We start from the raw sequence: 21,212 nt of genomic DNA, 5'->3' as shown, positions 1-21,212 counted from the left end.
TCTGCTCAGTTCGCGACGCCGAGCAGGCTGCGTGCCATCCGGGCCACGTGCGGCGGGGTGTGCGGACCGAGCCAGACCGTCCAGTGCTCGGGCGGCTCCGTGCAGGTCCACTCGACGCACCACGCATGCACGGCACTCGCCAGCCGCTCGCCGCGCGCATGAGCCCTGATCCCCTCGTCGCGGACGAGCCAGCGCACGGAGACACCGGCGGGGGCATCGATGTGCCGGCGCGGAAGATGAGCGGCGGCCTCCAGCAGGATGACGCCCTGCGCGTCCCCCGGCAGCCGCGCCGCGATCCCGGCGATGACGCCCGCGTCCGCCGCATCGCCGGCCACGAGCACCACCCCCACGAGGTCGTCCCAGTCGGGGTCGTCCCGGTGCTCGCACGCGCTGCTCATGAGACCACCATAGGTAAGGATACCCTTACCTATCAAGACCCCACCGGGCTAGCGCGCACAGCCATCGCCGTCAACAGTGTTGTCGGCCGTCGTGGACCCCGCGAGGCTGAGGGCCGTGAGTAGGAGTTCCTCGGATCGACCCGCCCGCGCCGGGCGTACCGCCGCGGCCGTCGCCGGGCTGCTGATCGCGGCACTGCTGTCGGGCTGCGGGATCACGGTGCCCAGCGACCCCGACGGCACGTTGAACGCCGTGACGGGCGGCGAGCTGCGCGTCGGGACCTCCCCCGACGGAGACCTCGTCGAGTTGTCCGGCGACGAACCACGAGGACCCGTCGTCGACCTCGTCGACGGCTTCGCGGCGCACCTCGACGCCGAGACGACCTGGACCGTCGCGTCGGAGGAGACCCTCGTGCGCATGCTCGAGCAGGGCGACCTCGACCTCATCGCCGGCGCCATCACCCCGGACACCCCGTGGATCGACAAAGCAGGAGTCACGCGCGGCTACCCCGGCATCGACGGCGCCGGCGACCGCGAGCTCGTGATGCTCGTGCCGCTCGGGGAGAACGCCTTCCTCTCGTCGCTCGAGTCGTACCTCGACCGGAAGGTGGGGTCGCCATGACGACGACCGGGCAGTTCGGACGGACGACCCTCCCGGACGAGCAGCAGCGCGCGATCCGGAAGGCGGTGCGGTGGGAGGTCTTCACGATCGTCTACACCTCGGTGACGATCGCCGTGATCGCCCTCGTGGTGGGCGAGTCGCAGGCCATGCGCACCGCGTGGATCGAGGACATGCTCTCCCTCATCCCGCAGGTGGCGTTCCTCACCGCGCTGCTCTTCGTGCGCCGCCGCCCCACGCGGAAGCACCCGTACGGGCTGCACAGGGCGATGGGCGTCGGTCACCTCGTCGCGGGTGTCGCCCTCCTCGCCGTGGGCCTCAACCTGGCCATCGAGGCGGTCACGGGCCTCATCTCCGGCGAGCACCCCACCATCGGCACGGTGCAGCTGTTCGGGCAGACCATCTGGCTGGGCTGGCTGATGGTCGCGGTCATGGTCGTCGTGATCGTCGGACCCGTGTTCTTCTACGGACCGGCGAAGTCGAAGCTGGCACCCGTGCTGCACAACAAGCTGCTCTACGCCGACGCCGACATGGCGAAGGCCGACTGGCAGACGACGGTCGCCTCGATCGTCGGCGTGCTGGGGGTGGGCATCGGCATCTGGTGGCTGGACGGCGCTGCCGCCCTGTTCATCTCGCTCGGCATCATCTGGGACGGCTTCCGCAACACCAGGACCGCGATCGTGGATCTGATGGACCAGCGCGCCCGCACGTACGACAGCAAGAACCCGCACCCGCTCGCGGGCGACATCGTGTCGTATCTGCGCAGTCGTCCGTGGGTCGCCGAAGCCGCCGTGCGCATGCGCGATCAGGGTCAGGTGTTCCACATCGAGGCCTTCGTCGTGCCGCGCCGGGGCAAGGTCACCACGCACGACCTGTCCGCCGCGGCCGCCGGCATCACCGATCTCGACTGGAAGGTGCAGGACGTCGTGATCGCCCCGGTGGAGAAGCTGCCGGACGAGGCGGACCCCGGGCGATGACGGACGGCGAGCTGTTCCCGGGGTTCACGGAGGAGGTCGTGCGCACCGGCGCCTCCGACGTCTTCGTGCGGCACGGCGGCTCCGGGCCCCCCGTCGTCCTGCTGCACGGTCACCCGCGGACCTCCGCCACCTGGCATCGCGTGGCCCCGCTCCTGGTCGAGCAGGGGTTCACCGTGATCTGCCCCGACCTGCGCGGTTACGGTCGCTCGCGCGGACCCGCGCCCACGCCCGACCACTCCGCCCACTCGAAGCGGGCGGTGGCGGAGGACGTCCGCGGCGTCGTACGCCACCTCGGCCACGAGCGCTTCCACCTCGCGGGGCACGACCGGGGCAGCTACGTCGCGCTGCGTCTCGCCCTCGACTCCCCGGAGGCGGTCGAACGCGTCGCGCTGCTGGACTGCCTCCCGCTCACGGAGCACCTCCGGCGCGCCGACGCCCGCTTCGCGACGCGGTGGTGGCACTGGTTCTTCTTCGCGCAGCCCGACATCCCCGAGCGCGTGATCGGGGCCGACCCGGAGGCGTGGTACGCACCCAAGGCGGATCCGGAGACCATGGGCGCCGCGAATCATGCGGAGCTCGTCCGCGCCGTGCACGACCCGTCCGTCGTGCGCGCGATGCTCGAGGACTACCGAGCCGGCCTCACGATCGACCGCGCGCACGAGGAGGCGGACGCCGCCGCGGGGCGCCGCCTGCGGATGCCCGCGCTCGTGCTGTGGTCGACGCGCGACGACCTGGAGGACCTCTACGGCGACCCGGTCCGCATCTGGCGGGCCTGGGCCGACGACGTGCGCGGGCACGGCATCGAGAGCGGCCACCACATGGCGGAGGAGGCCCCGGCACCCCTCGCCGCGGCGCTGGCCGCCTTCTTCGGCGCCACCCCCGCGGCGCGGACGTAGGCTGGAGGCATGACCTCACCCGTCTCCGACACCATCACCATGTTCGGCGCCGACTGGTGCCGCGACTGCATCCGCACCAAGAAGCAGCTCGACGAGCTGGGCGTCGCGTACACGTACGTCGACCTGGTCGCCGACCCCGCCGCCGCGGACATCGCGAAGGACATCTCCGGTCGCACCAACATCCCCGTCGTGGTGTACCCCGACTCGACCCACCACGTCGAGCCGTCGAACGCCGACGTGGAGTCGAAGCTGCGCGAGCTCTCGCTCATCTGACCGGCCCCATCGCGCCGCTACACTGGCGCGATGAGCACCGAGGCTCGACCCGACCGCGCCCCCACCCGGCTGTCCCCCCGCACGATCGCGCTGTACGCCGTGGGCTCCGTCGGCACCGGCGGCTACGCGACGCTTCCCGGCCTGGTGCTGACCTACTTCCTCACCGACAACCTCGGCGTCGCCGCCCTCGCGGCCGGCCTGATCGTCACGCTCGCGAAGGTGTGGGACGTGCTGATCGATCCGCTGATCGGTGCCGCGTCCGACCGGCAACTCGCCCGTACCGGCTCTCGCCGCGGGTTCATGGTGGTCGGCGCCGTCACGCTCCCGGTGTTCTTCGCCCTCACCTTCGCGGTGCCGCCCGCCTGGGGTCCCGTGGCCGGGGCGCTCTGCGTGCTCCTTGCCTTCCTCGCGACGGCGACCGCGTTCAGCCTGTTCCAGGTGCCCTACGTCGCGCTGCCCGCCGAGCTGACGTCCGGCTACGACGAGCGCACGCGACTGCTGGGCTGGCGCGTGGTGGTGCTGACGGCCGCGATCCTGCTGTTCGGTGCCGGTGGTCCCGCACTCCGGACGGCCGCGCCCGACCCGGTCGCCGGGTATCTGCTAATGGGCGTCGCGGCGGGACTCGCGATCGGCGTCGGCATGCTCATCGCCTCGCGCACCGCCGCCGCGACCGGCGACGACCCCGCACGGCCGCGGGACCCCGCGGCATCGTCGGCGTGGCGGGAGCAGTACCTGTCCGGGTTCCGAGCGCTGCGCCGCAGTCAGCCGTTCCGCGCCCTGCTCGCCACGTTCCTGCTGCAGGCGCTCGCGACCGGCACGATGCTGGCCGGGGCCCAGTACGTGGCGACGTGGGTCCTGCGCTCGGAGGACGCGGTCACTCTCGTGTTCGTCGCCCTGGTCGGCCCGGCACTGCTGGCGACGCCCGCGTGGACGGTGGTCGCGCGGCGCCTCGGCAAGGAGCGGGCTTTCGCGATCGCCAGCTGCCTGTTCCTGCTGGCCGCGCTCTCCCTCGTCGCCGCGGTGTGGTCGCCCGGCGGGTGGATGTACGCCGCGGTCGCCGTGGCCGGCATCGCGTACGCGGGCCTGCAGTCGCTGCCGATGGCGATGCTGCCCGACGTGATCTCGCACGACGAGCGGTCGAGCCGCCCCGGACAGGCCGGCACGTTCACCGGCATCTGGACCGCGGGCGAGACGGTGGGCTTCGCGCTCGGAGCCACCGCCGTCTCGCTCACTCTGGCCGCGACGGGCTACGTCTCGACCGTCGCCGGCGAGGCGGTCGTGCAGCCGCCCGCCGCGATCACCGGCATCGTGTTGAGCTTCAGCGTGCTGCCCGCCGCACTCATGGCCGCGAGCCTGGCGACCCTCCGGCGCTACCGGCTGCGCCGGGAGGACATCGAGGCGCTGCAGACCACCGACGCCTAAGCTGGGACCGTCCGAAGGAGACGCCGATGACCCCTGCGCGCACGACAACGCCCGACTCCGACGCCACCGCCGCGACGGCCCCCGCCTCTCCCCCGCTGGGCGAGGGCGAGCAGGAGCGGTTCGACACCGCGATCGAGGAGCTGCACACCGGGACGCAGCTGTGGGCCGCGCTCACGATCGCCCAGCGCGCGACGCTGCTGCGACAGGTGCGCACGAGCGTCGCCGCGACCGCGGAGGACTGGGCGCGCACCGCCGCCGCCTCCAAGGGCCTCGACGCTCGGCACCCGCTGCGCGGCGAGGAGTGGCTCAGCGGTCCGTACAGCGTGCTCGGCGCGCTCGACGCCTCCATCGCCACGCTGACCCGCCTGGCCGATGGACGCAACCCGCTCGACGGCGTGAAGGTCGACCGCGCGCCGGGCGGCCGCGCTCGCGTGCACGCGTTCCCGCTCACGGGGATCGACCGCTTCCTGCTGTCGGGCTTCACCGGCGAGGTGTGGCTGCGGCCGGGCACAACGCCGAACGCCGCGCGGGCCAGGGCGGGACTGGCGCAGCGCACGCCGGCGCGGTCCGGCGGCGTGGGGCTCGTGCTCGGCGCCGGCAACGTGACCTCGATCCCCGTGCTCGACGTGCTGTACGAGCTGCTGGCGCACAACCGCACGGCCCTGCTCAAGGTCAATCCCACGCAGGACCCGCTGGTGCCGGTGTACAAGCGCGCGCTCGCCCCGCTGATCGAGCCCGGCTTCCTGCGGATCATGCGCGGCGGCCCGGCGGCGGGCGCCTACCTCACGCAGCACCCCGGGATCGCGCACGTGCACATCACCGGATCGGCCGCGACCTTCGACACGATCGTGTGGGGCCCCTCCTCGGGCGAGGGCGCCGCGGCGACGAAGCGGCGGCGGCGTGAGAACCGCCCGCTGCTGAAGAAGCCCATCACGGCCGAGCTCGGCGGCGTCTCCCCCATCATCGTGGTGCCCGGCCCGTGGACCGATGCCGACATCGCGTATCAGGCCGAGCACATCGCCACCATGCGGCTGCAGAACAGCGGGCACAACTGCATCGCCGGTCAGGTCGTGATCCTGTCCGCGGACTGGGATCGCGCTGACGCGTTCCGTGCCGCCCTGCGCCGCGCGTACGCCAACGCACCGGAACGCCCGACCTGGTACCCGGGTTCGGCGTCGCGGATGCAGACCGCCACCGACGCCTACCCCGACGCGCTCGTGCTCGGCGACCGCCTGCTCGTCGAGGTCGACGGCGACGACGACGCCACGGCGCTGGAGAACACCGAGTACTTCGCCCCCGTGCTGGGCGTGGTGAGCCTGCCGGGCACGGGACAGGCGTTCCTGGACGCGGCGGTCGCGCACGCCAACGAGAAGCTGCAGGGCACGCTCGGCGCCAATCTGCTGATCGACCCGGCGACCGAGAAGGCGCTCGGCAGCGGGTTCGACCGGGCGCTCACCGCGCTGCACTACGGCTCGATCGCGATCAACGGCTGGACGGCGTTCGGCTTCATCACGCCGACCCTCACGTGGGGCGCGTTCCCCGGCAGCACGATCGACGACGTGGGCAGCGGCATCGGCGTGGTGCACAACGCGCTGCTGCTCGACGATGTCGAGCGCTCGGTGCTGCGCGGCCCGTTCCGCCCGTTCCCCCGCTCCCTGCCGGTCCTGAACGGTGGCGGACGAGCGACCATCCTCCCGAAGCCGCCGTGGTTCGTGTCGGCCCGCACGGGCGCCGAGGTGAGCGAGGGTCTCACCCGGCATCGCGCGAACGGCGGTGTCGGCGGGCTGCTGGCGACGCTGACGAAGGCCCTGCGCGCCTGACCCCGCGGGGTCAGGCCTCCGCGCGGAACCGGTCGGTCGCGGCGCGGAGCGCGGCGCTGATGCCGGGCTCCGTGGCCGCGTGACCCGCATCGTCGACCACCACGAACTCGGCCTCCGGCCACGCGCGGTGCAGATCCCACGCGGTCATCATGGGCGTCGCGACGTCGTGCCGACCCTGCACGATCACGGCCGGGATGTGCCGGATCGCGTCGACGCCCGCGATCAGCTGTCCCTCGTCCCACCAGCCGCCGTGCACGAAGAAGTGGTTCTCGATGCGTGCGAACGCGGTCGCCCGGTGCGGATCCGACATCGCCGCGATCTGCTCGGGGTCGGGGCGCAGCGTCACGGTCGCGGCCTCCCAGGTCGACCACGCGATCGCGGCGGGCACGTGCACCGCGGGGTCGGGGTCGAACAGACGCCGGTGGTACGCCTCGATGAGCCGCGAGCGCTCCAGCACCGGGATCGGGGCGATGAACCGCTCCCACAGGTCGGGGAAGAGCGCCGCAGCCCCGCCCTCGTAGAACCACTCGAGCTCGGCGCGGCGCAGGGTGAAGATGCCGCGCAGGACGAGCTCGGTCACCACCTCCGGATGCGCCTGGGCGTAGGCGAGGGCGAGGGCACTGCCCCACGAGCCCCCGAACACCTGCCACCGCGGGATGCCGAGGTTCTTGCGCAGCAGCTCGAGGTCGGCGATCAGGTGGGCCGTCGTGACGTGCCGCAGATCGGCGTCGGGCTCGCTCGCCGACGGGGTGCTGCGTCCGCACCCGCGCTGGTCGAGCAGCACGATGCGGTAGGCATCGGGGTCGAAGAACCGGCGCTGCCACGGCGACGTGCCACTGCCGGGGCCGCCGTGCAGGAAGACCACCGGCTTGCCGTCGGGGTTGCCGCTGACCTCCCAGTACACGCGGTGGCCGTCGCCGACGAGCAGCTCGCCCGTGTCGTACGGCTCGATCGCGGGATAGAGTCCCTCGGTGTTCGTCATCATCGGCCCCCCAGCCGGTCGTGCAGTCGTGCGATCTCCACGGTAGCGGAGCGGTCGCCGCCGCCCGGGATCTACGGGTCGAGCTGGTCGGCGGGCAGCGTGAAGACCTGCCCGCACGCCTCGAGTCCGTTGGCGTAGCCCTCCGCGAACCAGCGCTGCCGCTGCTCGCTCGAGCCGTGCGTCCAGCTCTCCGGGTTCACGAAGCCGGACTGCTCCTGGATGTGGTCGTCACCGACAGCGAACGCCGCGTTGAGGGCGTCGACGCGCTGCTCCTCGGTCGACGGCTGCAGGTACGGCACCCCGTTCGGATCCGTGCTCTTCGACATCTGTCCGATCCACGCCCCCGCGTAGCAGTCGGCCTGCAGCTCGGTGCGCACCCCGTTGCTGCCGGGACCCGTGCCGTTGTTCGGGTACTGGTCCATGACCCCGGTGATGTACTGGATGTGGTGGCCCCACTCGTGGCCGACGATGTAGAGCTGCGCGAGGTTGCCGGCGGTCGCCCCGAACTGCTGCTGCATGAGCTGGAAGAACGTGGGGTCGATGTAGACCGTCTCGTCGCCCGGGCAGAAGAACGGGCCGACGGCGTTCGACGCGGTGCCGCAGGCCGTGGGGGTCGAGCCGTCGACGACGATGAGCTGCGGGGCACGGTACCCCTCGACGTGGTCCTCCCAGAACGCATCGAGCGCGAGCTGCGATCCGGCCATGCGGCAGTCGACGTCGGCGTTGGCGTCGCCCCCCGTGTCACAGTTCTCGATCACCGACCCCTCGGCGGGACCGCCGCCGCCGCTCGGTGCCCCTCCGCCGACGAGTCCGGACAGGTCGATCCCCAGCAGCGGACCGGCGATGAGGGCGAGCAGGCCGAGGACGCCGATACCGGTGCCACCGGCGATCGCAGCCGTGCGTCCGCGACGGCGCGTGGTGTTGCCGGAGAGGTCGGCATCGGGATTGAACGTCATGCGTCGAGGGTACTCCGCGCACCCCCGCGCCGACGGTCGTAGGCTCGGGTCATGACCACGACGATCACCATCACGGGCGCGGGCGGACAGATCGGCTACGCGCTGCTGTTCCGCATCGCGGCGGGCGACCTCCTGGGTCCCGACGAGCGGGTGCGGCTGCGGCTCCTGGAGATCCCGCAGGGCCTCGGCGCTGCGGAGGGAGCCGCCCTCGAACTGCAGGACGGCGCGTTCGACCTGCTCGAGCACGTGGAGGTGACGGACGACGCGGCGGTCGGGTTCGACGGCTGCGACCTCGCGCTGCTCGTCGGCGCGCGCCCCCGCGGCCCCGGCATGGAGCGCGGCGACCTGCTGGCGGCGAACGGCGGCATCTTCGGCCCGCAGGGAGCGGCCATCGCCGCGAACGCCTCGCCGGACGTGCGGGTCACGGTCGTGGGCAACCCCGCCAACACCAACGCGCTGATCGCCGCGGCGGCCGCGGACGGGGTGCCGGCCGAACGCTTCACGGCGCTCACCCGGCTCGACGAGAACCGGGCGAGGGCGCAGCTCGCACAGACCCTCGGCACGCCCGTGCGCACGGTCCGGCGCGTGCCGATCTGGGGCAACCACTCGGCCACGCAGTTCCCCGACGTGTCGCACGCGACGGTCGGCGGGGAGCCGGTGCAGGAGGCGCTGGCGCAGATCGTCGGGGACGTGCCGACCTGGCTGGAGCAGACGTTCATCCCGCGGGTCGCGAAGCGCGGTGCGGAGATCATCGAGGTGCGCGGCTCCTCCTCCGTGGCCTCCGCGGCGAGCGCGACCATCGACCACGTGCGCGACTGGGTGCGCGGCACCGACGACTGGACCTCCGCCGCGGTGGTGTCGCACGGCGAGTACGGCGTGCCCGAGGGGCTCGTGTCGTCGTTCCCCGTGCGATCGGTCGACGGCGAGTGGCGGATCGTCGAGGGTCTGGAGCTGAGCGACTGGGCGCGGCGCCGGATCGACGCCTCGGTCGCCGAGCTGCAGGAGGAGCGCGAGGCGGTGCGGGCGCTCGGGCTGCTCTGACGGCCCTGGGGCGCATGGGGAGTTCTGCCCATCGCCGCGTTCGTGCCGCCCCGGTAGATTTGCTGCGGACGGGACACCGTCGAGGAGGGGCGACGACATGGCACAGTGGGACGATCTGCATCCGGGGCGCGGGGTCACGAGCGCGGTGAACGACGCGGCGACGCGCGTGAGCAACCGCGGCACCGGGACCGAGACGGTGCGCTCGGCGCTGGCGAACGCCGCGACGAGCACCACGGACGAGGTGTGGGCGGGTGACGCCGGTGCGGCCTTCCGGACCTCGCTCACCAAGCCGCAGAACCTGTGCACCGAGCTGACCACCGAGTTCGCCGCCGTGCAGTCGGCGCTCACGGCCTACGCCGCCGAGGTCGACCGCATCCGCGCCGCGACCGCCGCCGCCCACCAGGCGTATGCGAACGGCTACGCGACGTGGAAGGCCGCCGAGGCCGAGGAGAGCCCGTTCCCGCTCTCGACCTACACGTTCAACGCCCCCAGCCCCACGCTGCAGCCGGGCCTGTGGGTGCCGAGCGGCACCACCGCGGGCCTCGCCGACATGCGGCAGGCCGCGAACCAGCTCAAGGCCCTCGCCACGCAGCGCGAGACCGCCGACAGCACGCTGGTGGCCGCTCTCGCCCCGCCGGCCTCTCCGCGCTGGGACGCCATGCAGTCGGCTCTGAGCTTCGCGGGCATCGACGACATCGACGACCTGAACTACGACAACCTCGGCGACGCGTTCGCGAACGTGGCGGACGAGATCGCCGAGGGCGACATCACCGACGAGAACCTGCAGGCGATGCAGGACTTCTTCGACGTGTGGGGCGACGACACGTTCGTCATGTCGCAGTTCTTCCTGGAGGTCGGCGGCGAGAACACCGTCTCGATGATCGACAACCTCGGCGACGCCGTCATGGTGGACGGCCTGGCCGGTGCGACGGCGCTCGCCCTGGCGACGTCGATCCGCGGCGGCCTGTCGACCGGATCCCAGATCTGGATGGAGTCGACGTCGAAGGACTTCGCCGAGAGCATGCTCACCGGCGCCTCGTCGAGCGTGGGCGGCGCGGTCGCCGCGATCGGCTTCCTGTTCTCCGACGAGAAGAACCACCCGCTCGGGGTGAACCTCACGGTGGCGATGGCCGACGAGATCGATCGCATCGAGCGCGACCCCGCCAGCATGCTCTACGGGGGCTGGACCGACTTCTCCCCGAACGCGGGCGGCCGCACCCTGGCGTTCCTGGAGGGCGAGCAGACCGGACTCGACGGCAACCGCGTCGACGATCTGGCCGGGCGCATCTTCTCGACCCTCGGCACCTACCCCGACGCGGCCCTCGACTGGCTCACCTCCACCGAGAACGACCCGTTCGGCGACGGCGACCTCGGCGACGGCCGCATCGAGTACTGGTTCGGTGAGCGCGACTGGAGCGCGAACTCGTCCGGCGACGGCTTCGAAGGGCCCGGAGCCCTGTGGGCCGGCGCGCAGCAGGCCGCGGGAGGCCCGGCCGATGCGACCCACACGTACAACCCCGAGACGTGGCAGCGCGTGGCGGAACTCACCACCCAGGTCGTGCGCGAGCTCACCGGCAACGAATCGTTCCTGCCGGAGAACCTCACGAGCATCGGCCAGGTGCGCGTCGCCGAGGGCATCTCGGTCGCGATGCCCTACTTCTCCGAGGCCATCAGCGAGAGCGACCCGGCCGCGGGAACCCGTCCGTACTTCGAGAACCTGCTGATCGGGACGGACGACCCGCGCGCGATCCCCGATGTCACGCAGGCGCAGCTCGCGCAGCTTCTCGGCACGGCCGCCTGGAGCGACGGGGAGACGCCGTCCGCCGGTGCCGCGGTCATCGCCCAGTCGGTGCAGCAGTACCAGGACGCGCTCATCGCGATCGCCGACCTGGCGCCCGCCGACAGCGCCTTCAAGGCCGACGCCCTGGAGCGTGTCGTGGAGCTGCAGGGCTGGCTCGACGGCTCCCCGGCGGGAGCCGCCCTCGGCGAGGCGACCCGTCACGACGAAGCGGTCCAGGCCGCGATCGACGGAGTGGGCACCGTGGTCGGCCTGATCCCGATCCCGGCCGTGGGCGACGTCCTCGTGGCCGGCGGGAGCGTGGTGATCGATGTGGCGCAGAGCGCCGTGATCGGCGGCGTCTCCGACTGGGGCTCCGGACAGGCGACGGCGGCGTGGGCGAACTCGCACGAGGCGCTGCTGGAGGCTCAGGCCGACGCGGCGAACGGCCGCGAGATCGCGACCATGGAGACCATCGAGCAGATGCTCGTGGACCTGGGAATGACCGAGGCCCTCTCGGCGGGGCAGGTCGACGACCTCGCCCGCGAGATGTTCGCCGACTACCAGCGCGGTGTCGAGGCCAACACCTCGTGGGCGGAGGGCACCTGATGCGGCGATCCGGCGGCTGGGCGCTCATCCTGATCGGCGGGATCGCGCTCGTCGGCTGCACGCGCGCCGCCGCTGCGCGCGCCGTCTCCGCGGAGCCGTCGGCGCCCTCCGGCGACCCCCGACCCGACCCCACCGAGACCTACTCCCCCGACGATGTGAAGGTGCCGTGATGACCGATCTCCAGTTCGACTCCGAAGCCGTCGGCGCGACCGGCGGCACGCTGCAGAGCACCGCATGGGCCATGAGCCTCGACGTGGACCTCGCACTCGGCGCGTGCGGCAGCTCCGCCGTCTCCGCGGCCGCCGACACCTGGGCGATGTGGGCCAAGGGCACGCTGCTGCAGCTGCAGAGCATGACCGCCGGTGCGGGCGTGGTCGCCCGCGATGCCGCGACCGCGTTCGAGACGCAGGAGGCCGAGATCACCAGTGCCGCGAACGGCGGAACCCCGTAACCTGCGGGGCGCGTTCGCTCAGCGCCAGCGGATCGCCTGATCCGCGTCACCGCCGCTGGAGGTCCACAGCTCCTGCAGTCCGGTCTTCCACTCGTCCGCGACACCCGCCGACTCGGCGCTCGCCGTGAGCTCCACGACCTGGTCGTCGTTCCGCGTCACCTTCAGCTCGACGCTGCTCACGGGAGCATCGGCGGCGGTGACGCCGTCCCAGCCGGCGAGGGACGCGAGGAACGCCGCCTGCTGGTCGAACCCGTCCGCGGCGATCGCGCCGAGGCCCCAGTCACCGGTCCACGAGCTCTCGCCCTGTCCGTAGAACCAGACGGCGACGGAGGTGTAGTCCTCGGCGTCGTCCTGCGCGAGCACGAGATCGCGCACGCCCTGCAGCACCTCCGCGGAGTCGTCCTCGGACAGCCCCGGTTCGGTCGCGACCACGACCTCGACGCTGTCCACGCGCGCGGTGTCCACGCCGTCGATGCCCTCCAGTTCGGCCGCGAGGTCGCCGCGCCGCTCGTCCTCCGATGGGGCGCATCCGGCCAGCAGGAGGAGCGAGGCGGACGCGAGAAGGACAGCGGTGAGGCGACGCATGACCCCTATTCTGGTCGGGCTCCCGCCACGGGTGCAAAACCGGACGCCCGGCGGGCGCCCGCAGGGCACAGATCCGGTCGCGGACAGGGCACAATGGAGGACGGAGGTGCGCGATGAGCGAGACGATCGAACCCACGACGGCGGCATCCGTCGACGAGGCCCTGACGAGCCCGCTGCATCTGCCGCACGCGGCCGCCGAGTGCCCCAAGTGCTTCACCGAGCTGCAGGCGAACCGCAACTTCTGGCTCGCCCGGCCCGATGGCTCCCGCCTGGTCGGCCTCGTCGTCTCCCGCGACGACATGCCCTCGGTCGTGGAGCAGCGCGCCGACCTCACCCGCTTCGGCGTGCCCATCGAGGGCTTCCGCCATCCGGCCCCGGACATCCTGGAGAGCTGGAGCGACCGGATCGCCCGTCTCATCGGCACCCTGCACGCCGGTGACGTGCTGGTCGTCGCGACGATCGCCGCGCTCGGCCGCGACAGCGAGGAGGGCGCCCGCACGGTCGCCGAGCTGCGCCGCCACGGCATCATCGTGAAGGTGCTCAACCACAACGCCCGGCATCTGGCCGACGCGGCCGCGGCCCTCCGCTGAGCAGACCTCGACCCCTGGACGTCCGGACGTCCAGGGGTCGAACCCTGCGCGGTGGGGGCCGCCGACGCGGTCAGGAACTCGTGCTCACCGCTGCGCGACCGAAACGCGACGAGCGTTCAGCGCCACCACGACGAGAACAGGCTGTTGCCCCACGAGGAGACCTGCTGCGGCGAGTATCCCGAGTTCTGCACGCTGGGCGCTCCAGCCCAGGAGTTGCCCTGCAGCACGTTCTGCACGACGTCGTTCGACGCCCACCAGTTCGACGATCCGTTGGGCTGACCCCACCCGTCGCCGTAGGAGCTGCCGTAGCCGTAGCCGCCGTCGTACCCCTGGCCCCAGCTGTACGTGTTGCCGGAGCCGAAGTCGTAGCCTCCGTAGCCGTCATCGGCCGAGGCGGGAGCCGCGAACGCGATCCCGCAGGCGACCGCGACGGCTCCCGACGCCACCGCCAGCTTTCCCCAGCGCGCGAACCGCCGTCCCTTGTCGTTGCTCTTCATCGTCGTCTCCATGATCTCTTCCTTTCCCGCTGCGGGCAGGATGAAGCCTCGAAACGATGGTGCTTTCCGAAACGCCAGCCCCCCCATCAGCGTGTTTCGGAAGTCACGGTATGCACGGGTCATGCGCATGGCAATATGCCGACGCGGGTGACGCGGAGCGTGCCGCATCCGTCCTCGTGCGGGGTCGGGGACAGCGCCCGGAGACGCAGAAGAGGGGATGCCGGATCGGCATCCCCTCTTCTCGCTGAGGCGTTACTGGCGGATCTGCGCCGCGAGCTGCTCGTCGGTCGACTGCAGCGACTGGGCCGCCACGTCGAGGAAGCGGGCCATGCCCTCGATGCCCGCGATGGTCGCGGTGGCACCCTGGTTGAACTGCGCGTACGAGGCGTCGAACGCACCCGAGGCGGACGTGGTCACGAAGCCGCCCGAGACGAGCTGCGACACGTAGGCGCGCAGGTTCTTGAGCTGGGTCTCGATGTCCTGCTGGCCCGTGCGGAGACGGCCAGCAGCGTCCTTCATGTCGGCGTAGCTGACTTTGAGGTTCGTCATTGGTGTTACCTTCCGGTCGCCCCGGCCGGTGCCGGAGGTGTTCTTGTTCTTCGAGAGTAACGAAGGGCACCCGCCACGCAAATGGGGAGAAGTCCCCATCAGCTCCCCGGCGGTCGCCCACCCGCGCCGGGACCACCCTGCGGGGCGCCGCCGGCGCTCGGCGTCGTCGTGGTGTCGACGCCCACCATGAGCGATGCGCGGTAACCGGTGCCGGTGTCGCCGGCGATGCTCGCGAGCTGCAGGGCACCCCCGTCATCGCCGAACACCATGTCGGCGTCGAGCGAGGTCTGCGCGAGGTTCCCGGCCGAGCCGTCGTAGGCCGGCAGCGCGTACACGGCCGTGCACGCGGCTTCGGGCAGCGCCAGCTGCGAGGTCGCGATGGCAGCGGTCGAGTCGGTGATCGCGGAGACGTCGGGGTACACCTCGAAATGGATGTGCGGCCACCGTCCCGAGTAGCAGCCGGGGAAGATCGACGTGAAGGAGACACGGCCGTCCGCATCCGCGACCTGCACGCCGCGGAGGTAGGTCACGTCTTCCAGGCCCGAGGAGTACATCGAGTACTCCCCCTGCGCCGTGCAGTGCCACGCGTACACGGCGACCCCGGCGAAGGGCACCCCGCCGTTCGCGAGGTCGAGCACCGTGAGCTCGAACGTCAGCGGCACCCCCTCGGCCGTCGCGCCCCCGTCGATGCTCGAGCGGATGTCGCGCCGGACGATCCCGGACTCCTCCAGCACGTCGGGGCCGTTCGAGCCGTCGCCCGGATAGGGGCCGGCCGTCTCGTCGGGGATCTCGCCGTCCACGCCCGTCGTCGCGGTGCCGTCGCTCCCCGCGTCGGCGGTGGGCGCGGCGGTCGTGCCGGCTCCGGACGACAGCGGCGCGCAGGCCGCGAGCGCGGCGGACGCAGCCCCCAGTCCCACCAGCCCGAGCACGCCGCGCCGGCTGAACAGCGTGCCCAGGTCGAACGCGGCCCCCTGATCGACGACCTCTTCCTCGGTACGCGGCAGCAGTCGCCCCTCGTAGGCGGGGCCCCGCGGTGTGGGCGTGGGTTCGGGACTCGGGCTCATGGCGGCTCCTTCGGGGGCGTCGAGAGTCACCATGGTGCCCGCCCCGATGATCAGGAGCCTCTGGCGGGGCTATGGCTTTCGTATGGGCGGCGGAGGGCCGCCGGGTCAGACGGTCTCGGGGATCACGAGCGGGAACTGCACCCGCACGATCTTGCCGCGCTGCGCCAGCACCGCCCGGCCGACCGGGAACTCGCCGCGGCCGATGCGGGGCAGGGGCGCCTTGAGCACGAGCTCGCCGTCGATCGTCTCCGGCTGGAGCACCACACCGCGCCGCGCCTGCTTGATCTCGCCGAGCAGCCCGAAGTTGCTGGTCCACTCGCTCGTGTCGCCCGTGAACAGCAGCAGCAGCTCGCCGCGCGTCGCGCGCTTGACCAGGTCGGACAGCGGCATCTCGAGCAGCGACGACGCGAACTCCGCGACGCCCTCCACCGCCACGACCGGCTTCAGGCCCTGCTCGGCCTTCTCCACGATCTCGGCCACGGCCGCGGTGCCGCTGATGCCGTCCGCCGCCGTCGCGGTCCACGACACCGCGTGGCGCGCCGGGGAGCGGGTCGACCCGAGGAACAGCGTCGGCGTGCCCGGTCGCGCCCGCAGCGCCTGCTGCGTGATCGCGGCCAGCGCGTTGCTCTTGCCGCTCGCGGGCGGACCGGCGATCACGAACGTGCCGGTCGGCTCGATGCCGAACGGACCGAGGTCGCTGTCCGCCAGACCCACCACGAGCTGGTCGCCGACCGTCGCCGGCACCTCCTCCAGCCCGTAGCTGAGCGGCAGCGCACGCACCGGCGGCGCGTCGGGCACGCCGCGGCGCGACATCGACGCGGCCATCCGCTCGATCGCCAGCGACTGCTCCTTCATGCTGCGCGTACCGCCGATGATCGCGATCTGCGCCTCGTTCTCGCCCACGATCGCGCGCCCCGGCACCGATTCCGGCGTGAGCACGTCCTTGGGCACGTTGAGGATGTTGTACGCGTCGGTGTCGGCCATGCGCAGCACCACGCGGCGCTGGATCATCGCGTTCAGAGCGCTCGGGATGCTCTGGAACCGGTCGGCCGACAGCACCACGTGGATGCCGACCGCACGGCCGTCGGACAGCACCTCCTGCAGCGCGTTGTACGTGTCGGTGCGGCCGATCACGGCCTCGTAGTCGTTGCGGAACGCCGCGAACCCGTCGATCAGCACCACGATGCGCGGCTCGTCGCTCTTGCCCGACAGCTGCCGGTACTCGGTGAGGGTCGCCGCGCCCACCGCCGAATACGCGTCGCCGCGGCGGTCGAGCTCCTGACGCAGCGTCGCGAACAGCCGGGCGACCCGCTCGGCGTCGTCGCCCGAGATGACCGAACCCACGTGGGGCAGGGGCTCCAGCATGCGCAGCGCGCCCGAGCCGAAGTCGAGACCGTACACGTGCACGGGTCCGCCGCGCGGCGTGATGCCCGCCGACACCGCGAGCGTCCGCAGGGCCGCAGACTTGCCGGAGCCGCTGGTGCCGTAGATGACCATGTGGCCCTCGGTGTCGGGCAGGAAGTGGAACGGCACCTGCTCCTGACGCTCGGGCTCGTCGATCACACCGAGCAGCAGGGCCGCATCGGTGCGCTGCGGCAGCTTGAGCTGGTCGAACGTCGGCGCCAGCTCGTCGAGCCACGGACGCCGCGGCTGCGCGACCTGCGCGGCCTGCGCCGCGAGCACCATCGTGCTCACCAGACGCTGCTGGTCGTTCGGGCCGAGGTCGTCGTCGACCACCACCGCGTTCTCGTCGATCGGCAGCTCCCACGGGCCCTGGTCCGTCGAGCCGAACGCGGCGATGGAGACGTCGGTGCCGTCGTCCTCCCCCAGGCTCCAGCCGCCCGAGTACGCCGACTGGAACAGCGTCATGCGGCCGGGACCCGTCTTCGCGATGCCGCGGCCGGGCGTGCCCGGATCGAACAGCGCCGCGTCCTTCGTGCCGATCACGTCGTTGCTGTCGGTCTCGTCGGCCATGCGCAGCGCGACCCGGAGGTTCGTGTTCGCGCGCAGGTTGTCCTTGATGACACCGGCCGGACGCTGCGTGGCCATGATGAGGTGGATGCCGAGGGAGCGCCCACGCTGGGCGATGTCGATCACGCCGTCGACGAACTCCGGCACCTCCTTCGCCAGCGCCGCGAACTCGTCGATCACGAGCACCAGGGCGGGCGGGGCCTGCGGGTCGCCCGCGCGCTCCAGCTCCAGGATGTCCTTCGCCTTCTTGCGGTTGAACAGGTGCTCCCGGTAGTGCAGCTCGGCGCGGAGGCTGACCAGCACGCGGCGCACCAGGTGCTCGTTCAAGTCGGTCACGATGCCCACGCAGTGCGGCAGGCTCACGCAGTCCGCGAACGCCGAGCCGCCCTTGTAGTCCACGAAGAGGAACGTCAGGCGCTCCGGGCTGTACTCGGTCGCCATGCCGAGCACCCAGGCCTGCAGGAACTCGCTCTTGCCGGAACCGGTGGTCCCGCCCACGAGCGCGTGCGGGCCCTGCTGCCGGAGGTCGAGCTGCAGGGCGCCCTCCGCCCCCGCGCCGACCAGGGCGCGCAGCTTCGGCTGGTACCGGCGCGCGGAGCCGACCTTGCGCCGGGAGTGCAGCGAGTCGTTCTGCGTCCACCGGTCGATCACGCTCTCCGGCTGCGTGGCCATGTCGCGGCCGAGCAGGTGCAGCATCGAGATCGTGCGCGGCACGTCGCTGCGGTCCAGGGCGACCTCGCCCGCGTCGGTCAGCCGCGCCAGAGCGCGCGCGAACACCGCGAACTGCTCCCGCGTGAGCTCGTCGACGGACAGGTCGTCGATCACCTCGCCGAGCCGGACGAAGTGCGCGCTGTCGGTCGACCCGAGCTCGACGAACGTGCGGCACGACGCGGGCAGGGCGGCCGCGTCCTCCGTGAGCCAGACCGGGAAGATGCCGCGGGTGGCCGCACGCTCGGACAGCTGGATCAGGCGGCCGCGGTCGACCGGGGCGTCCGGGGCGATCAGCACGACGATCGCGGGCTTGGGCACCGCGTCATGACGGCTGCGGGAATCCTCGCCGACCTTCGAGCCGCTGTTCGTCGCGGCCTTCTCGGCCTCCAGCGCCCCGAGCTCCACCGCGTCGCCGCTGCGGGTCGAGCGCTGCGCGATCAGCTCCTCCAGGCGCGCGACGATCTGCCCCGCGGAGGTGGGACCGTCGCCGATCGGCTGCACACCCAGCACGGCCTGCGCCGACCACGCGTGCGGCAGCCACTTCGCATCGGCCAGCTGAGCGCCCCAGCGCGGACCCCACAGGCCCACCACCCCGACATCGGCGGGGGCGTGCAGCCCGGCGAGCTGCGCGAGCAGGGCCCTGGCGTATCCGGTCGAGCGGCCGCCGAGGCCCGCGATGCCGAGCGCGCCGACGTCGGTCAGGTCCTCCAGGATCGGCACCTGCGGCACGATCCTGGTCGCCTCGACGACCGCGTCCAGGCGGTCGACGTACTCCGGGATCGCGCGGTCGCGGCCGTTGGAGTCTTTCACCGAGCTGCGCGAGGCGGTGTCGCCGATCCCGAGTCGCACGTGCAGGAACGACCAGTGCTCGGTGCGGCGCGTCCACACCAGCGGACCGGCGGTGAGCGCGGCGTCGCTGATCTCGCGCAGCAGCGGCACCTCGCGGCGGCGCACGTCGATCTCCCGGTCGCGCTCGCTCTGCAGCCGCGCGTCCAGGCGCTCCAGCTGCTCCTCGAAGCGCTTCTTGTCCTCTTCCAGCTCGCGCTTCTGCTGGTTCTTCGTGGTGAGCCACGTGCCGATCATCAGCAGCGGCGACAGCGCCACGAACATGATCGACAGCAGGTTCTGCGTGAACGCGTACATCGCGCCGCCCATGAGCAGCGGGGCGACGAGCGTCAGCAGCGGGAACGGCTGCTTGCGGGCGGGCACGGGGAGGTCGGTGCCGTCGAGCTCCTCGCCCAGGTACCGCTCCTCGACGCGCGGCGAGCGCACGAACTCGACCTGGCGGATGGAGGCCTCCGCGGGCGACGGCGTCGTGGCACCCGCCTCGACCTTGACGCGCACGGGGGTGTCGCCCAGCACGACCGACAGCTCGCCCTCCGCCGCCACCAGGCGCACGACCGAGGCGCCGTCGACGAGGATGCCGTTCGCGGAGTTCAGGTCGATCAGCTCGACGCGGTCGCCGATCTCCAGTCGCGCGTGCTTCTTCGACACCAGCGGATCATCGATCACCACGTCGCACGACTCGTCGCGACCGAGCACGATCGTGCCGCGGGTCAGCGCGATCGAGCGCGCACCCGGGCCCGCACCGACCTCCATGCGGCCGACCACGGGACGCTGCTCGTACGACGCGGGGACCACACGGACCGTGGCGCCGTGCGCCAGCCCGACGTGCGCGAACGTGGACTCCGGCGCGAGCAGGTCGCCCGCCCCCGACACCACCGAGCTGTACGCCTCCAGGGTCACGGCGGTCGGGTCGGCGTGCGCGAAGGAGCCCAGCGGATCGGCGCGCACGATCATCGCGGCGATCTCGCCGATCGTCGCCGTGCTCTCCGCCGTGACCTCGATGTCGCTGGATGCCGCGCCCTGACGCAGCAGGGTCAGCCGTACCTTCACTCGTTGTCTCCCTCTGCCTCGCTCGGCTGCGGGGCGTCCAGCAGCGGGAGGTCGTCCTTCGTGACGAGACGCGACGCGATCACGTGCTCCACCAGACGCGCACGGCGGTTGGTCGCGAAGCTGCGCTGACCGCCGCGCATGCCGGGCACGCCGACGCGGTCGAACTTGTCGCACACGTTGTCGAGCTTGCGGTTGAACCGCGTGACCGTCCACCCGAGCCGCTCGGCCGCCTTGGCCGACGACGGGATCTCGCTCATGCCCGTGCCGTCGCGACGCAGCTGCGGCTCGGCGAGCGCCAGGATCAGCAGCTTCTGGCTCAGCGTGAGCGGCACGTCGCCGATCGTGGACATGCCGTCGTCGTCGTAGTCGCGCTTGGTGGCACGGAACGCGGGCTCCGCGGCGTGCAGCACCAGCTCGTACGTGGTCGGTCCCGCGCTGAAGACCACCGTGGTGGTCTCGAACACGAGCGGCAGCCGCGCCCCCGGCGCGAGCCACGCCTGCACACCGCCGGCCGAGTCGGTGACGGTGGCGGTGAGGCGGGTGCCGATGTTCGTCAGCCACCACAGGCCGTCGCCCTCGCTGATCTCCAGGAAGTGCCGGTGCAGGAACAGGTTGTCGTCGAGGGCCAGGTCGCCCTCGCGCCCGACCACGAACCGGTTCCCGTGGTCGATCGGGTAGTACTCGCCCGCGAACTCGACCGTGACCCCCGCCACCGCGCTCACTCCACGCACCCCGTCACGGGCTCGGACGCCCTGCCGTCGCCGCGGCGCAGCATGACCTCGATGCACACCTCGCCGGCCGACGCCGGGGCGAACGTGACGGTCGGCTCCGCCACCTGCTTCACGGCTCCGTCGGCCGCGCTGCCGGTCTCGGTCCAGATGAAGCTGTCGTCCTCCTGCGGGTCGGGGTTCTGCCACGTGAACGTGACCTGCTCCCCGGCCCGGGTGCCCGCGAGCTCGGTGACCTTGGGCACCGCGTCGGACACCGGGTCCTGCGGGTCGACCGCGGACTCGGTGCTCTCCGGCGCCGGGTCGGGCGTGAGCCCCGACACGAGCACGTTGAGGCCCACGATGCCGCCGACGACCACGACCACCGCGGCCGCGGCGAGCCCGATCCACAGCCCGCGGCGCG

The 21,212-nt window shown here is 72.2% G+C and carries 20 protein-coding genes and 1 pseudogene; 11 read left to right on the top strand and 10 right to left on the bottom strand.

Annotation, left to right across the window (positions count from 1 at the left end):
- Positions 1-5: 5 nt before the first annotated feature.
- Positions 6-398 carry an SIP domain-containing protein gene (locus tag DW299_RS15525; RefSeq protein ID WP_136029336.1) on the bottom strand — a complete coding sequence of 131 codons (393 nt, stop codon included), beginning with the start codon at positions 396-398 and terminating at the stop codon, positions 6-8.
- A 115-nt stretch (positions 399-513) separates the two neighbouring features.
- Here DW299_RS15525 and DW299_RS15520 point away from each other — a divergent pair, with 115 nt between their 5' ends.
- Genes DW299_RS15520 through DW299_RS15495 form a run of 6 tightly spaced genes read left to right on the top strand, consistent with a single transcriptional unit; the run spans position 514 to position 6,402 of the window.
- The gene (locus DW299_RS15520; protein ID WP_240745425.1) at positions 514-1,017 is read left to right on the top strand and encodes a type 2 periplasmic-binding domain-containing protein; all 504 of its coding nucleotides are present in this window, start codon (positions 514-516) and stop codon (positions 1,015-1,017) included.
- Entirely contained in the window at positions 1,014-1,991 is a 978-nt protein-coding gene (locus DW299_RS15515) for a cation efflux transmembrane domain-containing protein (RefSeq protein ID WP_136029334.1), read from the top strand. Before DW299_RS15520 ends, DW299_RS15515 begins: the two co-directional genes overlap by 4 nt.
- Positions 1,988-2,887: an alpha/beta fold hydrolase gene (locus DW299_RS15510; RefSeq protein ID WP_136037103.1), complete on the top strand. Its 900-nt coding sequence runs from the start codon at positions 1,988-1,990 to the stop codon at positions 2,885-2,887. The genes DW299_RS15515 and DW299_RS15510 overlap by 4 nt, the downstream gene beginning before the upstream one ends.
- Before the next feature lie 9 nt (positions 2,888-2,896).
- On the top strand, positions 2,897-3,160 hold the full coding sequence (locus DW299_RS15505) for a glutaredoxin family protein (protein ID WP_136029330.1): 264 nt from the start codon (positions 2,897-2,899) through the stop codon (positions 3,158-3,160).
- Between the two features lie 30 nt (positions 3,161-3,190).
- The gene (locus DW299_RS15500) at positions 3,191-4,582 is read left to right on the top strand and encodes an MFS transporter (RefSeq protein WP_136037102.1); all 1,392 of its coding nucleotides are present in this window, start codon (positions 3,191-3,193) and stop codon (positions 4,580-4,582) included.
- 26 nt (positions 4,583-4,608) lie between these two features.
- Entirely contained in the window at positions 4,609-6,402 is a 1,794-nt protein-coding gene (locus tag DW299_RS15495) for an aldehyde dehydrogenase family protein (protein WP_136037101.1), read from the top strand.
- Between the two features lie 10 nt (positions 6,403-6,412).
- Here DW299_RS15495 and pip read toward each other — a convergent pair whose 3' ends face one another.
- Entirely contained in the window at positions 6,413-7,387 is a 975-nt protein-coding gene (gene pip / locus DW299_RS15490) for a prolyl aminopeptidase (protein ID WP_205814419.1), read from the bottom strand.
- 68 nt (positions 7,388-7,455) lie between these two features.
- Complete coding sequence (gene ypfJ, locus DW299_RS15485) at positions 7,456-8,340, bottom strand: KPN_02809 family neutral zinc metallopeptidase (protein ID WP_136037100.1); 885 nt, start codon at positions 8,338-8,340, stop codon at positions 7,456-7,458.
- A 51-nt stretch (positions 8,341-8,391) separates the two neighbouring features.
- Between ypfJ and DW299_RS15480 the strand changes: the two genes are divergently transcribed.
- The 4 genes from DW299_RS15480 (at position 8,392) to DW299_RS15470 (ending at position 12,218) form a co-directional block, all read left to right on the top strand.
- On the top strand, positions 8,392-9,381 hold the full coding sequence (locus DW299_RS15480) for a malate dehydrogenase (RefSeq protein ID WP_136037099.1): 990 nt from the start codon (positions 8,392-8,394) through the stop codon (positions 9,379-9,381).
- Between the two features lie 97 nt (positions 9,382-9,478).
- A complete protein-coding gene (locus DW299_RS15475) occupies positions 9,479-11,767 on the top strand; it encodes a hypothetical protein (protein ID WP_136037098.1) in 2,289 nt (762 codons plus the stop codon).
- Positions 11,767-11,937 (top strand): hypothetical protein, encoded by a 171-nt coding sequence (locus tag DW299_RS19245; protein ID WP_168443159.1) that lies wholly within the window; start codon positions 11,767-11,769, stop codon positions 11,935-11,937. The genes DW299_RS15475 and DW299_RS19245 overlap by 1 nt, the downstream gene beginning before the upstream one ends.
- A complete protein-coding gene (locus DW299_RS15470) occupies positions 11,937-12,218 on the top strand; it encodes a hypothetical protein (protein ID WP_136029318.1) in 282 nt (93 codons plus the stop codon). Before DW299_RS19245 ends, DW299_RS15470 begins: the two co-directional genes overlap by 1 nt.
- A gap of 18 nt (positions 12,219-12,236) precedes the next feature.
- On the opposite strand, the gene DW299_RS15465 is transcribed toward DW299_RS15470, so the two are convergent.
- Entirely contained in the window at positions 12,237-12,803 is a 567-nt protein-coding gene (locus tag DW299_RS15465; protein WP_136029316.1) for a hypothetical protein, read from the bottom strand.
- Positions 12,804-12,916: 113 nt separating this feature from the next.
- On the opposite strand from DW299_RS15465, the gene DW299_RS15460 reads away from it, so the two are divergent.
- Positions 12,917-13,393 carry a recombinase family protein gene (locus DW299_RS15460; protein ID WP_136029314.1) on the top strand — a complete coding sequence of 159 codons (477 nt, stop codon included), beginning with the start codon at positions 12,917-12,919 and terminating at the stop codon, positions 13,391-13,393.
- A gap of 116 nt (positions 13,394-13,509) precedes the next feature.
- Here the strand turns inward: DW299_RS15460 and DW299_RS15455 are convergent, their stop codons facing one another.
- The 6 genes and pseudogenes from DW299_RS15455 to DW299_RS19240 all read right to left on the bottom strand — a co-directional run.
- Positions 13,510-13,902, bottom strand: a complete 393-nt coding sequence (locus DW299_RS15455) for a hypothetical protein (protein ID WP_136037097.1) — start codon at positions 13,900-13,902, stop codon at positions 13,510-13,512.
- Between the two features lie 240 nt (positions 13,903-14,142).
- The gene (locus DW299_RS15450; RefSeq protein WP_017204355.1) at positions 14,143-14,439 is read right to left on the bottom strand and encodes a WXG100 family type VII secretion target; all 297 of its coding nucleotides are present in this window, start codon (positions 14,437-14,439) and stop codon (positions 14,143-14,145) included.
- Between the two features lie 98 nt (positions 14,440-14,537).
- Positions 14,538-15,503 (bottom strand): intradiol ring-cleavage dioxygenase, encoded by a 966-nt coding sequence (locus DW299_RS15445; protein ID WP_136037096.1) that lies wholly within the window; start codon positions 15,501-15,503, stop codon positions 14,538-14,540.
- A gap of 105 nt (positions 15,504-15,608) precedes the next feature.
- Complete coding sequence (locus DW299_RS15440) at positions 15,609-20,081, bottom strand: type VII secretion EssC family protein (RefSeq protein WP_136037095.1); 4,473 nt, start codon at positions 20,079-20,081, stop codon at positions 15,609-15,611.
- The gene (locus DW299_RS15435; RefSeq protein ID WP_372490605.1) at positions 20,078-20,794 is read right to left on the bottom strand and encodes a hypothetical protein; all 717 of its coding nucleotides are present in this window, start codon (positions 20,792-20,794) and stop codon (positions 20,078-20,080) included. Before DW299_RS15435 ends, DW299_RS15440 begins: the two co-directional genes overlap by 4 nt.
- Before the next feature lie 5 nt (positions 20,795-20,799).
- Positions 20,800-21,212: pseudogene (locus tag DW299_RS19240) on the bottom strand (serine/threonine-protein kinase); the annotation flags it as partial.

Source organism: Microbacterium sp. K35 (assembly GCF_004794375.1).
In the GTDB taxonomy this organism is placed as follows: Bacteria; Actinomycetota; Actinomycetes; order Actinomycetales; family Microbacteriaceae; genus Microbacterium; species Microbacterium sufflavum.
The sequence above is the reverse complement of the archived record's forward strand: the minus strand, read 5'-3'. Positions and strand labels throughout refer to the sequence as shown.

Coding starts and splice junctions, on each gene's coding strand:
- pip (WP_205814419.1), bottom strand. CDS start 7,387: ATGATGACGAACACCGAGGGACTCTATCCCGCGATCGAGCCGTACGAC.
- DW299_RS15500 (WP_136037102.1), top strand. CDS start 3,191: ATGAGCACCGAGGCTCGACCCGACCGCGCCCCCACCCGGCTGTCCCCC.
- DW299_RS15510 (WP_136037103.1), top strand. CDS start 1,988: ATGACGGACGGCGAGCTGTTCCCGGGGTTCACGGAGGAGGTCGTGCGC.
- DW299_RS15445 (WP_136037096.1), bottom strand. CDS start 15,503: ATGAGCCCGAGTCCCGAACCCACGCCCACACCGCGGGGCCCCGCCTAC.
- DW299_RS15515 (WP_136029334.1), top strand. CDS start 1,014: ATGACGACGACCGGGCAGTTCGGACGGACGACCCTCCCGGACGAGCAG.
- DW299_RS15455 (WP_136037097.1), bottom strand. CDS start 13,902: ATGGAGACGACGATGAAGAGCAACGACAAGGGACGGCGGTTCGCGCGC.
- DW299_RS15495 (WP_136037101.1), top strand. CDS start 4,609: ATGACCCCTGCGCGCACGACAACGCCCGACTCCGACGCCACCGCCGCG.
- DW299_RS15465 (WP_136029316.1), bottom strand. CDS start 12,803: ATGCGTCGCCTCACCGCTGTCCTTCTCGCGTCCGCCTCGCTCCTCCTG.
- DW299_RS15470 (WP_136029318.1), top strand. CDS start 11,937: ATGACCGATCTCCAGTTCGACTCCGAAGCCGTCGGCGCGACCGGCGGC.
- ypfJ (WP_136037100.1), bottom strand. CDS start 8,340: ATGACGTTCAATCCCGATGCCGACCTCTCCGGCAACACCACGCGCCGT.
- DW299_RS15525 (WP_136029336.1), bottom strand. CDS start 398: ATGAGCAGCGCGTGCGAGCACCGGGACGACCCCGACTGGGACGACCTC.
- DW299_RS15505 (WP_136029330.1), top strand. CDS start 2,897: ATGACCTCACCCGTCTCCGACACCATCACCATGTTCGGCGCCGACTGG.
- DW299_RS15460 (WP_136029314.1), top strand. CDS start 12,917: ATGAGCGAGACGATCGAACCCACGACGGCGGCATCCGTCGACGAGGCC.
- DW299_RS15480 (WP_136037099.1), top strand. CDS start 8,392: ATGACCACGACGATCACCATCACGGGCGCGGGCGGACAGATCGGCTAC.
- DW299_RS15450 (WP_017204355.1), bottom strand. CDS start 14,439: ATGACGAACCTCAAAGTCAGCTACGCCGACATGAAGGACGCTGCTGGC.
- DW299_RS19245 (WP_168443159.1), top strand. CDS start 11,767: ATGCGGCGATCCGGCGGCTGGGCGCTCATCCTGATCGGCGGGATCGCG.
- DW299_RS15475 (WP_136037098.1), top strand. CDS start 9,479: ATGGCACAGTGGGACGATCTGCATCCGGGGCGCGGGGTCACGAGCGCG.